The organism is Jiella sp. M17.18 (genome assembly GCF_041027365.1).
GTDB lineage: Bacteria > Pseudomonadota > Alphaproteobacteria > Rhizobiales > Rhizobiaceae > VKMB-3413.
This window is the reverse complement of record NZ_JBFTEH010000011.1, coordinates 30,182-43,499: the sequence shown is the minus strand read 5'-3', so window position 1 is coordinate 43,499 and position 13,318 is coordinate 30,182. Positions and strand designations below refer to the sequence as shown.

Genomic DNA, 13,318 nt, shown 5'->3' with positions numbered 1-13,318 from the left:
GAACATGGCAGCTAAAGACGTAAAGTTCGGCCGCGACGCGCGTGAGCGCATGCTGCGCGGTGTCGACATCCTCGCCGACGCGGTGAAGGTGACCCTCGGCCCGAAGGGCCGCAACGTCGTCATCGACAAGTCCTTCGGCGCGCCGCGCATCACCAAGGACGGCGTCACCGTCGCCAAGGAGATCGAGCTCGAGGACAAGTTCGAGAACATGGGCGCCCAGATGGTGCGCGAAGTGGCCTCGAAGACCAACGACAAGGCCGGTGACGGCACGACCACCGCGACGGTCCTCGCCCAGGCGATCGTCAAGGAAGGCGCCAAGGCGGTTGCCGCCGGCATGAACCCGATGGACGTCAAGCGCGGCATCGACGCGGCCGTCGCCAAGGTCGTCGAGGCGCTCGGTTCGGCCGCCCGCTCGATCGACACCTCGGACGAGGTCGCCCAGGTCGGCACCATCTCGGCGAACGGCGAGAAGGAAATCGGCGAGATGATCGCCGCCGCCATGCAGAAGGTCGGCAACGAGGGCGTCATCACGGTCGAGGAAGCCAAGACCGCCGAGACCGAGCTCGAGGTCGTCGAGGGCATGCAGTTCGATCGCGGCTACCTCTCCCCGTACTTCGTGACCAACGCCGAGAAGATGGTCGCCGAGCTCGAGGACGCCTACATCCTCCTGCACGAGAAGAAGCTGTCCAACCTGCAGGCGCTGCTCCCGGTCCTCGAGGCTGTCGTCCAGTCGTCGAAGCCGCTGGTCATCATCGCCGAGGACGTCGAGGGCGAGGCGCTCGCCACGCTCGTCGTCAACAAGCTGCGTGGCGGCCTGAAGATCGCCGCCGTCAAGGCTCCGGGCTTCGGCGACCGCCGCAAGGCCATGCTCGAGGACATCGCGATCCTCACCGGCGGCCAGGTCATCTCCGAGGACCTCGGCATCAAGCTCGAGAACGTCACGCTCGACATGCTCGGCCGCGCCAAGAAGGTCTCGATCACCAAGGAAAACACCACCATCGTCGATGGCGCCGGTGAGTCCGAGCAGATCAAGGCCCGCGTCGGTCAGATCAAGGCGCAGATCGAGGAGACCACCTCGGACTACGACCGCGAGAAGCTCCAGGAGCGCCTGGCCAAGCTCGCCGGCGGCGTCGCGGTCATCCGCGTCGGCGGTGCGACCGAGGTCGAGGTGAAGGAGAAGAAGGACCGCGTCGACGACGCCCTCAACGCGACTCGCGCGGCCGTCGAGGAAGGCATCGTCCCGGGCGGCGGCGTGGCGCTGCTGCGCGCTTCGAACGCCGTGGACCTCAAGGGTGCCAACTCCGACCAGGACGCCGGCATCTCGATCGTGCGCAAGGCGCTGCAGGCTCCGGTCCGCCAGATCGTCACCAACGCCGGTGCCGAGGGCTCGATCATCGTCGGCAAGATCCTCGAGAACTCCTCGCTCTCCTTCGGCTACAACGCCGCGACGGGCGAGTATGGCGACATGATCCAGATGGGCATCGTCGACCCGGTCAAGGTCGTCCGCTCGGCCCTGCAGGACGCGGCTTCGGTCGCCGGCCTGCTGGTCACCACCGAGGCGATGATCTCGGAGGCTCCGAAGAAGGAGTCCGCCGGCGCCGGCGGCATGCCCGGCGGCATGGGCGGAATGGGCGGCATGGGCGGCATGGACTTCTAAGTCCCGCCACCTGGATCCATCCGGTTCCATCGAGGGGGGCTCGGCATCGCCGGGCCCCTTTTTCATTGGCGGGAGGCGACGGACCGCTCGGCCGGACGCGTCTTCGACGGCTGGCGCACACAACCGGTGCCGGCTACGGAACCCGTTTTGTTTTCAGACCGTTATTCTTTCGACACGGCAATCATGCCGAACGGAGGATTTTCCGATGGTCGACAAGAACGAAGTCAAGGGCGGCGCCAAGGAAGTCGGCGGCAAGCTCAAGGAAGCCGCCGGCCGCGCGACCGGCAACCGCGACATGGAAGTCGAAGGCCAGGCCGATCAGGTCGAGGGCAAGACCCAGAAGAACTACGGCAAGGTCAAGGATGCGGTGAAGGATCAGACGCACTGATCGCAACTCGTCCGTAAAGTCCGAAGGGCCGTCCTGCGACAGGGCGGCCCTTTCTTTGTTCCGGGACCTCCGACCGCGAGCCCGGAGCCACCGTCACGCGGTGCGTTTGTCCGGCGCCGGCCAAACACATTGTTCACGCCGAGGTGAGGGAACCTTTTGGCCGCCCGCTTGCCGCGTCCGGTGAAGTCGTTAGTTTAGACTTCATCGAAATTGAAAGCCGCGCCGACGAGCTGCGGCGTGATGCGGATGACGATGGCTCCTTGCAGCCGTCGACGGGAGGCGCCCTTGATCACCTTCACCCTGAACGGCGAGAAGAAGACCTTCGACGGCGACCCCGACACGCCGCTGCTCTGGGTCATCCGCGACGCCGAAAAGCTGACCGGCACGAAATACGGCTGCGGCATCGCCCAGTGCGGCGCCTGCACGGTGCATCTGGACGGCATGACCCGGCGCTCCTGCGTCACCCCCATCTCCAGTGTCGACGGCTCGACCGTCACCACCATCGAGGGGATCGACGGCAAGGAGGCGAAGGCCGTCCAGGCGGCCTGGCAGGCGATCGACGTGCCGCAGTGCGGCTACTGCCAGTCCGGCCAGATCATGTCGGCGGTCTCGCTGCTGCAGTTCAACCCGAAGCCCAGCGACGACGACATCGACGGGGCCATGGCCGGCAACATCTGCCGCTGTGCGACCTACAAGCGCATTCGGCAGGCGATCCACGACGCCGCCAAGACGCTGGAGGGCTGAGACCATGGGCATCCAGGCCATCAACACCACCCGCCGCGGCTTTCTCGCCGGCACAGGCCTCGTCATCGGCGTCGCGCTCGCCGGCCGGCACGCCCGCGCCGCCGAACTCATCCAGGGCGCCCCCGAGGGCGTCCAGGGGCCGCACGAGGACCTCAACGCCTTCGTTCGCGTCGCTCCCGACGGCACGGTGACCGTCCTCTCCAAGCACATCGAGATGGGCCAGGGGCCCTATACGGGCCTCACCACGCTGGTCGCCGAGGAACTCGACGCCGACTGGTCGCAGATGCGTGTCGCGGCGGCGCCGGCGGACGACGCGGTGTACAAGAACCTCGCCTTTGGCCTGCAGGGCACCGGCGGCTCGACTTCCATCGCGGAGTCTTATGAGCAGATGCGTAGGGCCGGCGCGACGGCCCGCGCGATGCTGGTCGCCGCCGCGGCGGACGCCTGGGGCGTGCCGGCCAGCGAGATCACCGTCGAGAAGGGCCGCATCCGCCACGCCGGCAAGAACAAGGAAGGCGGCTTCGGCGAGTTCGCCGACAAGGCCGCCACCATGGACGCGCCGTCCGACGTGAAGCTGAAGGACCCCAAGGACTTCACGCTGATCGGTACCGACCGCCACAAGATCGACACCGACGAGAAGACCAACGGCAAGGCGGTCTACACGCTCGACGTCCTCGCCGACGACATGCTGATCGCGATGGTCGCCCATCCTGACCATTTCGGCGCCACCGTGCGCGGCTTCGACGACGCGGCCGCGCGCAAGGTCAAGGGCGTGGTCGACGTGAAGGCGATCCCGCAGGGCGTCGCGGTGTTCGCCGAGAACACCTTCGCGGCGCTGAAGGGCCGCGAGGCGCTGAAGATCAACTGGGACCTCACCCATGCCGAGACCCGGTCGAGCGAGGAGATCTACGCCGACTACCGCAGCGGCTTCTCCGCCAAGGGACTTCAGGCGACCAACAAGGGCGACGTCGACAGCGCCTTCTCCGGCAATGGGATCACCAGCCTCGACGCCGAGATGATCTTCCCCTTCCTCGCCCATGCGCCGATGGAGCCGCTCGACGCGGTGCTGATCCAGGCCAAGGACGGCTCGATCGACTGCTACAACGGCGCGCAGTTTCCGACGCAGGACAAGGCGGCGATCGCCGACGTGTGCGGCGTCGACGCCTCGAAGGTGCGCGTCAACATGCAGCTCGCCGGCGGCTCCTTCGGCCGCCGCGCGCAGTTCGGCTCGCCCTACATGCGCGAGGCCGCCGCGGCGTTCAAAGCCTCCGGCATGAAGCGCCCGATGAAGCACATGTGGACGCGCGAGGACGATATCCGCGGTGGCTTCTACCGCCCGATCTACGTCCACTCGATCAAGGGCGCGATCGACAAGGACGGCAACATCGTCGCCTGGGATCACAAGATCGCCGGCCAGTCGATCATGAAGAAGAGCGATCTCGACGAGACCACTGTCGAGGGTGCCGCCGACATGCCCTATGCGATCCCGAATCTTCGCGTCGTCGGCTACCAGCCGGAGCTGAAGGTGCCGATCCTGTGGTGGCGCTCGGTCGGGCACACCCATACCGGCTTCGCGGTGGAGACCTTCCTCGACGAGCTTCTGGATCGCGCCGGCAAGGATCCGGTGCAGGGACGCCTGGCGCTCCTGAAGGACCATCCGCGCGAGGCCGGCGTCCTCCAGAAGGTGGCGGAGATGGCCGGTTGGGGCTCCACCCCGCCGGACGGGCGCCAGCGCGGCGTCGCCGTCCACAAGAGCTTCAACACCTATGTCGCGGAAGTCGCCGAGGTGTCGATCGGCGAGGGCGGCATGCCGCGGGTGCACAAGGTGTGGTGCGCGGTCGACTGCGGCGTCGCGGTCAACCCGAACATCATCAAGGCGCAGATGGAGGGCGGCATCGGCTACGGTCTCGGTGCCATCCTGTTCGACCAGATCACCCTCGGCCAGGGCGGCGCGGTGGTGCAGTCGAACTTCGACACCTATCGCTCGCTCAGGATCAACGAGATGCCGGACGTCGAGGTGGCGATCATCAAGTCCAGCGAGGCGCCGACCGGCGTCGGGGAGCCGGGCGTACCGCCGATCGGCCCGGCGGTTGCCAATGCCTGGCGCAAGCTCACCGGCCAGCCGGTCCGGCGCCTGCCGATCGTCAGCGCCCTCACCGCGTAACCCAAGCGAGACCAGACGAGATGAAGAAACATACCCTTGCCGGCCTTTCGGCCGGCATCGCGTTCTTTGCCGCCGCGGCGCTCGTGCCGACGATCTCCGGCGCCCAGGACCGCGCGCCAGAGGCACCGGAGCCCTCGACGCCGGCGGTCGCGCCGCTGTCGCAGACCAAGCCGAACACGCTGAAGCCCGTCTCTGCCTTCAGCAACATCAAGGACGAGACGGAGCGCTCGATCGCGATCTTCGAAGAGACCGGCAAGGTCATCCTCAACCCGCGCTGCGTGAACTGCCATCCCGCCGGGAATTCGCCGCTGCAGGGCGACGACATGCACCTCCACCAGCCGCCGGTCCGCCGGGGCGATGCCGATTTCGGTGCGCCCGGCATGACCTGCAACACCTGCCACGGCCAGAAGAACGTCGATCTCGTCGCCCAGTCGGCAACGATCAAGTCGATCCCGGGCAGCCCGGACTGGCGGCTCGCGCCGAGCTCGATGGCCTGGCAGGGCAAGACGCTCGGCCAGATCTGCCGGCAGCTGAAGGACAAGAACCGCAATGGCGGCCTGACGCTGGCGCAGCTCGTCGACCACATGGCGCATGCCGACATCGTCGCCTGGGGCTGGCACCCGGGTGCGGGACGCCAGCCGGTGCCCGGCACGCAGGAAGAGTTCGGCAATCTCTACAGGGCCTGGGTCGCGACCGGCGCACACTGCCCGCAGAGCTGAGCGCGCCTCGCGGAAGCGAAGCGGGCGCCGATCGACCATCGACCAACAAAAAAAGCGCCGCAGCCGGGTCCCGGCTGCGGCGCTTGCGATCTGATGGTTCGAACCGGTGCGGGCCGCTGTCAGGTGAAGGCCACCGGACCAGCCCCGCGCGATCAGTGGATGCTGACCGTCTGAAGCTCGTTCTCGGACGCGCTCTCGAGAATGCTGCCGCGATCGTCCGAGACCGCGAGCGGCGTCCCGTCGGCGGAGAACAGCGCCCACAGGTTCAGCCCCGGCTGGATCGCCTGGGCGGCGGGAAAGCGGGCCCGGATCTCGTCCGAGGTCATCCGCCTGAGATAGGCGAGATGGCCCTCGCCGATGGCGGCGAGATCGCTCTCGGTGATGGTGTTCACGATACTCTCACTCATAATCCGTCTCCTTGGACAGGCAAACGCGAAACCCGGTCATTCGTTGACCGCGATCTCGATCCGTCTGACGACGCGCTCTGGCTCGGGCTTGGCCAGATCGATGAACAGAAGGCCGTTTTTCAGCTGTGCGCCGATCACCCGCATGCCGTCGGCCAGAAGGAAGCACTTCTGGAACTGCCGCGCGGCGATCCCGCGATGCAGGAACTCGCGCTCGACGTCCTCGGCCTGGCGGCCGCGGATCATCAGCTGATTTTCCTCGGTCGTGACGTCGAGATCCTCGGGCTGAAATCCTGCGACAGCCAAGGTTATGCGGATCAGGTCGTTCGCACCGTCCTCGCCCTGCTTCGGGCGGATCCGCTCGATATTGTAGGGCGGATATCCGTCGCCGCCCTTGGCGATCCGTTCCAGCGTCTTCTCGACGCTGTCGAAACCAAGCAGCAGCGGGCTGGAGAAAGGGGTCATACGACTCATCGGTCTCACAAAGTCCTTGATCAAGCGACTTTCCGCGGAGCGGCCCGTCAGCGGCACCGCCCCGTCCCGACCATCATATGGCGTTGCCGAGCCCAAGCTTCAATCCGCCGCGTCGATCTCGCTCAAGCCGCGATGGTCGCGCGCAATCCTTTCCAAACCGCCAAGACGGCCGCCTCCTCAAACCCGCGAAAACCGGTTGCGGCCGAGCCAGGTAGGCCGGCCGACAGAGTGGCTCCTCGGGGGGCTCGCACAGGCCGCCGCGACAGCCGAGCCATGTCAGGACGCCGTGGTCGCGCCCGGCTTGAAGTGCAGCGCGACGCCGTTGATGCAGTGGCGCTTGCCGGTCGGCGGCGGCCCGTCGTCGAAGACATGGCCGAGATGCCCGCCGCAGGTCGCGCAGTGGACCTCGGTGCGCGGCACGATCAGCGAATAATCCGACCTGGTGGCGACGGCATCCTCCGAGACCGGCTCAAAGAAGCTCGGCCAGCCAGTGCCGGAATCGAACTTGGCCTCCGAGGAATAGACGGCCGTGTCGCAGCCGGCACAGTGGTAGAGGCCGGCGGTCTTGTTGTGGTTCAGCGGGCTGGAAAACGGCCGCTCGGTCGCCGCCCGGCGCAGGACCGCGAACTCCTCGGGCGTCAGCTTCTTCTTCCACTCGGCCTCGCTCATCTCCACCGGGAAGCTCTCCTTCGCCCGGGCGCCGCGCGATTGCAGGAGGAGGCCGCCCCCGGCGCCCGCTGCCGCCGCCAGGGCCGCGACACCGCTCGCTAGAAAGCCACGTCTGTGCATCTCGATATCTCCTTGTGAAGCCCGGCCCGCGATCACTCACGCCCGGGCGATCCCCCGTTCAACGCGCGGCTGCGTCTACCGCACTGTCTCCTACTTCGTGGCGAGAGCAGCGTTTCGAACGCGCGATCACGAACAAATGAGGTCTGGCCGACCCTTCCGACAGCTGCGGGACCCGAAAATGCCCGAAGCCCCGCGCCGGCAGGCCGGCACGGAGCAGGTTCAGCTGCGGCACGCGAAGACTTTGGCCGCGCCGGACGGCGTCACTTCGGCATCAGCACCGAATCGATGACGTGGACGACGCCGTTCGACTGCATGACGTCGGCCTGGGTGATGGTCGCGCCACCGCCGGACGCGTCGATGACGACGAGGTTGCCGCCGTCCATCTTGAAGGTCAGCGGTTCGCCCTCGACGGTCTTCACCGTGTAGCTGCCGCCGTTGTCCTTGGCCATCTTCATCAGATCCGCGGAGGTCTCGGTGCCCGGGATCACGTGATAGGTCAGGATGTTCGTCAGCTTCTTCTTGTTCTCCGGCTTCAGCAGCGTCTTGACCGTACCCTTCGGCAGCTTGTCGAAGGCGGCGTTGGTGGGCGCAAGGACGGTGAAGGGGCCCTTGCCGGACAGCGTCTTGACGAGGCCCGCCGCCTTCACCGCCGCAACCAGCGTCGTCAGGTTCTTCGCCTTGGAGGCGTTCTGGACGATGGTCTTCTTCGGGCTCATCGGCGCGCCGCCGACCATCGGCATGTGCGAGGACATCTTGCCGGACTGCATCGAGCCGGAGGACATGCTCGACCCGTTCTGCGCATAGGCGCCCGGAGCGAGAGCGAGACCGCCGACGGCGAGGCAGGCGGCGAATGCGCCTGCGCGCGTGAATGCGTTGATCATGTCATTCTCCCTGTGTGGTCTGATTCAGGCCCTCCCGGCCAGGAGGATGGCGCAGATACGGAGGCGGCTTCCGCCGGGATGGCCGGGCGGACATCACGCTTTGTTCATCGCCCGGCGGCACCGATCGACCTGCCGGCCGCAGTCGCCCGCCTTTGAGCGACCGGGTCGGCGGATTGCGAGGGACGATCCGGGCGAGCCTCGCAGCGGCCCGGTGCGGGCCGATCGGCTGCCGCGACGGATCAAGCCCGGCGCCGGAACGTTCGTCCCTCGCTTGCTCCAAAGCTTTGCATGCCGCCCGCAGCAGCTTTCCGCGGGCGTAAAGGACGTTCGATCGATGCCGCAACCAGCTCCCTCGACCGCGCCGCAGGCGCCCCTCCCGCCGCAGCCCGTGCGCACCGTATTCGGGGCGCTGATGCTGGTGATGCTGCTCGCCTCCCTCGACCAGACGATCGTCTCCACCGCACTGCCGACGATCGTCGGCGAGCTCGGCGGGCTGGAGCACCTGTCGTGGATCGTGACGGGCTATCTCCTCGCGACGACGATCGTCACGCCGCTCTACGGCAAGCTCGGCGACGTTCTCGGGCGCAAGATCGTCCTGCAGACCGCGATCGTCCTGTTCCTCGCGGGATCGGCGCTCTGCGGGCTCAGCGCGTCGATGGGGCAGCTGATCGCCTTTCGCGCCGTCCAGGGGATCGGCGGCGGCGGTTTGATGGTCACCACCATGGCCGTCGTCGGCGACATCATTCCGCCGCGCGAGCGCGGCCGCTACCAAGGCCTGTTCGGCGGTGTCTTCGGCCTGTCCACCGTGCTCGGACCGCTGATCGGCGGCTTCTTCGTCGAGCACCTCTCCTGGCGCTGGATCTTCTACGTCAACCTGCCGCTCGGCATCCTGGCGGTGGCGGTGATCGGCTGGGCCCTGCGCGCGCCCGGCCAGCGGCGGCGGCCGCGGATCGACGTCGGCGGCGCGGTGCTCCTGGCGGTGGCGCTGACGGCCCTGGTGCTGCTCACCAGCCTCGGCGGGCACACCTTTGCCTGGACCTCCGCCCCGATGCTCGCACTGGCCGCGGCGACGATCGCCGCGATCGGCGGCTTCGTGGTCGCGGAGCAGCGGGCGGCCGAGCCGATCCTGCCGCTGGAACTCTTCGGCAACCGGGTCTTTGCCGCCTGCTGCGCAGTCGGCTTCATCGTCGGTCTCGCGATGTTCGGCTCGGTCACCTACATGCCGCTCTTCCTGCAGGTCGTGCGCGGCGCCAGCCCGGCTCATGCCGGCATGCAGATGACGCCAATGATGGCGGGGCTGCTGGTCTCCTCGATCATCAGCGGACGGATCATCAGCCGCATCGGCCGCTACCGGTTCTTCCCGATTGCCGGCACCGCGCTGACGACCGTCGCGCTCGCGCTTCTGGCGACGCTCGGAACGCAGACCGCCGCCTGGACCGCCTCGGCCTACATGCTGGTCCTCGGCATCGGCCTCGGGATGGTCATGCAGGTGCTGGTGCTGGCGGTGCAGAACGCCGTCGACTACCGGCATCTCGGCGTAGCGACCTCGGGGACGACGCTGTTCCGCTCGATCGGCGGCTCGGTCGGCGTCTCGCTGTTCGGCGCGATCTTCGCCGGAGACCTCGCCAGCCGACTGGGCCAGACTGGGCCTGGAACGCTTATCGCCGCGCATGATCCCGCGGCCATCGCGGCGCTTTCACCGGCCGCCCGGGCGGCTTATCTCGACGCGTTCGTCGGCGCTCTGCATCCGGTCTTCTGGGCGGCGGCCGGCGTCGCCCTTCTCGGCTTCGCCCTGACCTGGCTGATCGAAGAGGTGCCGCTGCGGGCCGTCGTGCGCGAGGAGACGATCGGCGAGAGCCTGGCAATGCCGCACGACGCAACGTCGCTCGAGGAACTCGCCAGCATCGTTTCGCAGCTGGAGCGGCCGGAGAAGCGCTGGACCATCTATCAGCGCGCGGCCAACGATGCGGATGTCGATCTGGAGCCGGACGCGATCTGGCTGCTCGTCCAGCTGTGCCTCGCCGACCGTCCGCTCGCCCCGCAGGAGATGGCCGCTCGCTTCAAGATACCGGAGGAGCGGATCGACAGCCTCTTCGGGCGCCTGCGAGCCGGGGCGCTCGTCCACGATGCCGGCGAGAACCGGCTCTTGCCGTCGAAGGAAGGCCGGCAGACCTTCGATCGGCTCGCCAAGGCCCGGCGCGCGCGGCTCTCCCGTCTCCTGGAGCGCTGGGATCCCGACAGTCATGCCGAGGTCCAGGCGCTGCTCGACCGTCTGGCGCGCACGCTGCTCTCCGACCCGCCGTCCCTGCGCACGACATGAGGCCGTGCCGGTGCCGATGGGCGTAGCCACGCGACCGCAGCGCTACTCCGCCGCGCTGCCCTGCCGGGCCAGCCAGCGCTGGTCGATCTCCGGCAGCGGCTCGTCGTAGATCGCCGCCTCGAAGCCGCGCAAGCGCTTGTAGATCGACAGGAGCTCGACGATCGTCGTCCAGGAGTTGACGAGATACTGGAACGACGAGCGGACCTCGCCGAAGGCGTTGAGGATCTGGTTCATCGCGCCGAGCGTGATCGCGCCGGCGGCGATCGTCGGGGCGAGGATGATCATCGGGAAGACGGCGTCGGTCTGCAGATAGCCGAAGCGCGCGACGTTGAAATACATGTAGTGGAAATAGAGCCGGAAGTAGTTGCGGCGCACATTGGTGAAGAGTTCGGCGACGGTCGGTGGCTGCGCCCGGGAGGCGTCGTCCTCGCCGTAGACCAGTTCCTTGCGGTAGGCCGCCTCGACACGCTGGTTGCGGAACTCCAGCCCCGGCAGCTTGATGCCGATGATCGCCAGAAGGCTGGTGCCGAACGCCGCCCAGACGATCGCCGCGATTACCAGGGCATAGGGCACGTCGCCGACCAGCGGCAGCCGGGTGATGTTCTTCGAGAGAACGAGCAGCACGGGGAGGAAGGCGATCAGCGTCATCACCGATTGGACGAGGCTGGTGCCGAGGTCCTCGGTCGTGGTGGAGAACCGCATCGTGTCCTCCTGGACGCGCTGCGACGCGCCTTCGATGCGGCGAAGCTTGCCCCAGTGCGACATGTAGAAGTTGTTCATCGCCGTGCGCCAGCGGAAGATGTAGTGGCTTACGAAGAAGTTGGTGAGGACGCTGACCGTCACGCCGACCAGCGCCAGACCGGCGAAGGTCAGCATCTCGGCGTAGAACGCCCCCACCGTCACCGGCTTGGTCTTGGAGAGCGCCGCCTGGATCAGGTCGTAGAACGGGCCGTACCAGGCGTTGACTGCAACGCTCACCTGGACCTGGAAATAGATGGTGAAGAGGATCAGCGCAGAGCCGAGGATCGACCAGTTCAGCCAGGGATGCGGCGAATAGAGCCGCCAGAAGGCGTAGAAGGCGCCGACGAAGGCAGCGAAGTAGATGTAGAACCAGAGGAACGGCGTCGTCCAGAACAGCTGGATGCCGATCACCGGCTCCAGCCCCGGCGCGAAGGGCGGCATGCCGAGATCCGCGCCGAGCCTTTCGCCCACCGTGTACCACAGCCCGATCGCGATGGCCGTCCAGAGGACGACGGAGATGAAGAACAGCTTCGGCTTCGGGAAGAAGGAGACGAACAAGACCAGGTCCTTGTCAGGGGCGTCCGCAGCCCGGCACTCGCATCCCGTGCGTCGGACCGCTCGCAAAATCGGCGCTATCTAAACGCTGCGGCGGCGAAAGGCGCTATGAAATCTGCGTAATGCGTCGGGGTTTCGCCGCGGGCCTCAAAGCTTGCGCAGCGCCACCTGTTCGATCCGGTGGTTGTCGCCCTTGCGCAGGATCAGGTCGGCGCGCGGGCGCGTCGGCAGGATGTTCTCGTGCAGGTTCTTCGCGTTGATCTCGGTCCACAGGCCGTTGGCGATCTCCAGCGCCTCCTCGTCTGTGACCTTGGAGTAGCGGTGGAAGAACGAGCCCTCCTTGCGGAACGCGGTCGCGCGCAAGCTCATGAAGCGATCGATGTACCAGCGCCGGATCGCGGCCTCTTCGGCGTCGATGTAGATCGAGATGTCGAAGAAGTCGGAGACGAAGGGGATCGCCTTGCCGTCCCGCGGCATCTCGCGCACCTGCAGCACGTTCAGCCCCTCGAAGATCAGGATGTCCGGCCGGTCGACGACGACCGTTTCGCCCGGCACCACGTCGTAGACGAAGTGCGAATAGACCGGCGCCTCCACCTTCGGCCGCCCGGCCTTGATGTCGGAGAGGAAGCGCAGGATCGCGCCGACATCGTAGCTTTCCGGGAAGCCCTTGCGCTGCATCAGCCCCTCCGCCTGGAGCACGGCGTTGGGAAAGAGGAAGCCGTCGGTGGTGACGAGGTCGACCTTCGGCGAGGACGGCCAGCGGGCGAGAAGCTCCTTCAGGATGCGCGCGGTCGTGGATTTGCCGACGGCCACCGATCCGGCGATGCCGATGATGAAGGGTGTCTTCTGCCCGGCGCCGTTGCCGGAGAGAAAGCGCTGGCGCTGGCGGAACAGGAGCTGCGAGGATTCCACATGCGCCGAAATGAGGCGCGAGACCGCGAGATAGATGCGCGCGACTTCCTCGAGATCGATCGGGTCGCCGAGCGAGCGCAGCCGCTGGACCTCGTCCTCGCCGAGGGTCAGCGGCGTGTCGGCGCGGAACTTCGCCCATTCCTCGGCGGAGAAGACGCGGTAGGGCGAGTATTTCGCCGGCGCCAGCTGATCCATCACGCCGTTCATGACGCGCCGCGGCCGGCCTTCTCCTCGAGGCCGGTCTGGGCGGTGCGCCGTCCGAGCTCCGCCATGACCGCCGAGAGCGGGACCTGCCGCAGGTGCAGCGCGACGAGGAGATGGTAGAGCAGGTCCGCCGTTTCCGAGGTCATGCGGTCGCTATCCTCCGACACGGCGGCGATCACGACTTCGGTCGCCTCCTCGCCGAGCTTCTTCGCGACGTGCGCGACCCCCTTGCGGGCCAGCTTGGCGGTGTAGGAGGCCGCATCGCCGGAGCTTGCGCGCGCGGCGACGATCGTTTCGAGATCGGCGAGGGTGAAGTCAGTCATGATGCCTTCCGGTCTGTCGGCGCGGGCGCAGCGCCGGCCTGGC

At 67.3% G+C, this 13,318-nt stretch carries 13 protein-coding genes; 6 read left to right on the top strand and 7 right to left on the bottom strand.

The window, feature by feature from the left end; translation table 11 throughout:
• Positions 1-4 precede the first annotated feature (4 nt).
• The 5 genes from groL to AB5S17_RS18470 all read left to right on the top strand — a co-directional run bounded on the left by groL (position 5) and on the right by AB5S17_RS18470 (position 5,672).
• Positions 5-1,657: a chaperonin GroEL gene (groL, locus tag AB5S17_RS18490; protein WP_369242118.1), complete on the top strand. Its 1,653-nt coding sequence runs from the start codon at positions 5-7 to the stop codon at positions 1,655-1,657.
• Between the two features lie 205 nt (positions 1,658-1,862).
• Positions 1,863-2,045, top strand: a complete 183-nt coding sequence (locus AB5S17_RS18485) for a CsbD family protein (protein ID WP_369242116.1) — start codon at positions 1,863-1,865, stop codon at positions 2,043-2,045.
• Positions 2,046-2,330: 285 nt separating this feature from the next.
• Positions 2,331-2,789, top strand: a complete 459-nt coding sequence (locus AB5S17_RS18480; protein ID WP_369242114.1) for a (2Fe-2S)-binding protein — start codon at positions 2,331-2,333, stop codon at positions 2,787-2,789.
• A 4-nt stretch (positions 2,790-2,793) separates the two neighbouring features.
• Positions 2,794-4,953, top strand: coding sequence for a molybdopterin cofactor-binding domain-containing protein (locus AB5S17_RS18475; RefSeq protein WP_369242112.1), 2,160 nt, complete (start codon positions 2,794-2,796; stop codon positions 4,951-4,953).
• Positions 4,954-4,973: 20 nt separating this feature from the next.
• A complete protein-coding gene (locus AB5S17_RS18470; protein WP_369242110.1) occupies positions 4,974-5,672 on the top strand; it encodes an Isoquinoline 1-oxidoreductase subunit in 699 nt (232 codons plus the stop codon).
• A 152-nt stretch (positions 5,673-5,824) separates the two neighbouring features.
• Here AB5S17_RS18470 and AB5S17_RS18465 read toward each other — a convergent pair whose 3' ends face one another.
• From AB5S17_RS18465 to AB5S17_RS18450, 4 genes are all read right to left on the bottom strand, one after another.
• Positions 5,825-6,079, bottom strand: a complete 255-nt coding sequence (locus tag AB5S17_RS18465) for a DUF1150 family protein (RefSeq protein WP_369242108.1) — start codon at positions 6,077-6,079, stop codon at positions 5,825-5,827.
• A 36-nt stretch (positions 6,080-6,115) separates the two neighbouring features.
• On the bottom strand, positions 6,116-6,550 hold the full coding sequence (locus AB5S17_RS18460) for an Hsp20 family protein (RefSeq protein WP_369242364.1): 435 nt from the start codon (positions 6,548-6,550) through the stop codon (positions 6,116-6,118).
• A 276-nt stretch (positions 6,551-6,826) separates the two neighbouring features.
• Positions 6,827-7,339, bottom strand: coding sequence for a peptide-methionine (R)-S-oxide reductase MsrB (gene msrB / locus AB5S17_RS18455; RefSeq protein WP_369242106.1), 513 nt, complete (start codon positions 7,337-7,339; stop codon positions 6,827-6,829).
• A gap of 260 nt (positions 7,340-7,599) precedes the next feature.
• Positions 7,600-8,121 (bottom strand): fasciclin domain-containing protein, encoded by a 522-nt coding sequence (locus tag AB5S17_RS18450; protein WP_369242362.1) that lies wholly within the window; start codon positions 8,119-8,121, stop codon positions 7,600-7,602.
• A 433-nt stretch (positions 8,122-8,554) separates the two neighbouring features.
• Here AB5S17_RS18450 and AB5S17_RS18445 point away from each other — a divergent pair, with 433 nt between their 5' ends.
• Complete coding sequence (locus AB5S17_RS18445; protein WP_369242104.1) at positions 8,555-10,540, top strand: MDR family MFS transporter; 1,986 nt, start codon at positions 8,555-8,557, stop codon at positions 10,538-10,540.
• A 42-nt stretch (positions 10,541-10,582) separates the two neighbouring features.
• Here AB5S17_RS18445 and sbmA read toward each other — a convergent pair whose 3' ends face one another.
• The 3 genes from sbmA to AB5S17_RS18430 all read right to left on the bottom strand — a co-directional run bounded on the left by sbmA (position 10,583) and on the right by AB5S17_RS18430 (position 13,275).
• The gene (gene sbmA / locus AB5S17_RS18440) at positions 10,583-11,839 is read right to left on the bottom strand and encodes a peptide antibiotic transporter SbmA (RefSeq protein WP_369242102.1); all 1,257 of its coding nucleotides are present in this window, start codon (positions 11,837-11,839) and stop codon (positions 10,583-10,585) included.
• A 144-nt stretch (positions 11,840-11,983) separates the two neighbouring features.
• Entirely contained in the window at positions 11,984-12,955 is a 972-nt protein-coding gene (coaA, locus tag AB5S17_RS18435) for a type I pantothenate kinase (RefSeq protein WP_369242100.1), read from the bottom strand.
• Positions 12,952-13,275 carry a phosphoribosyl-ATP diphosphatase gene (locus AB5S17_RS18430; RefSeq protein WP_369242098.1) on the bottom strand — a complete coding sequence of 108 codons (324 nt, stop codon included), beginning with the start codon at positions 13,273-13,275 and terminating at the stop codon, positions 12,952-12,954. Before AB5S17_RS18430 ends, coaA begins: the two co-directional genes overlap by 4 nt.
• Positions 13,276-13,318: the final 43 nt, after the last annotated feature.

Coding starts and splice junctions, on each gene's coding strand:
- groL (WP_369242118.1), top strand. CDS start 5: ATGGCAGCTAAAGACGTAAAGTTCGGCCGCGACGCGCGTGAGCGCATG.
- AB5S17_RS18485 (WP_369242116.1), top strand. CDS start 1,863: ATGGTCGACAAGAACGAAGTCAAGGGCGGCGCCAAGGAAGTCGGCGGC.
- AB5S17_RS18475 (WP_369242112.1), top strand. CDS start 2,794: ATGGGCATCCAGGCCATCAACACCACCCGCCGCGGCTTTCTCGCCGGC.
- AB5S17_RS18470 (WP_369242110.1), top strand. CDS start 4,974: ATGAAGAAACATACCCTTGCCGGCCTTTCGGCCGGCATCGCGTTCTTT.
- AB5S17_RS18465 (WP_369242108.1), bottom strand. CDS start 6,079: ATGAGTGAGAGTATCGTGAACACCATCACCGAGAGCGATCTCGCCGCC.
- AB5S17_RS18460 (WP_369242364.1), bottom strand. CDS start 6,550: ATGAGTCGTATGACCCCTTTCTCCAGCCCGCTGCTGCTTGGTTTCGAC.
- msrB (WP_369242106.1), bottom strand. CDS start 7,339: ATGCACAGACGTGGCTTTCTAGCGAGCGGTGTCGCGGCCCTGGCGGCG.
- AB5S17_RS18450 (WP_369242362.1), bottom strand. CDS start 8,121: ATGTCCTCCGGCTCGATGCAGTCCGGCAAGATGTCCTCGCACATGCCG.
- AB5S17_RS18445 (WP_369242104.1), top strand. CDS start 8,555: ATGCCGCAACCAGCTCCCTCGACCGCGCCGCAGGCGCCCCTCCCGCCG.
- coaA (WP_369242100.1), bottom strand. CDS start 12,955: ATGAACGGCGTGATGGATCAGCTGGCGCCGGCGAAATACTCGCCCTAC.
- AB5S17_RS18430 (WP_369242098.1), bottom strand. CDS start 13,275: ATGACTGACTTCACCCTCGCCGATCTCGAAACGATCGTCGCCGCGCGC.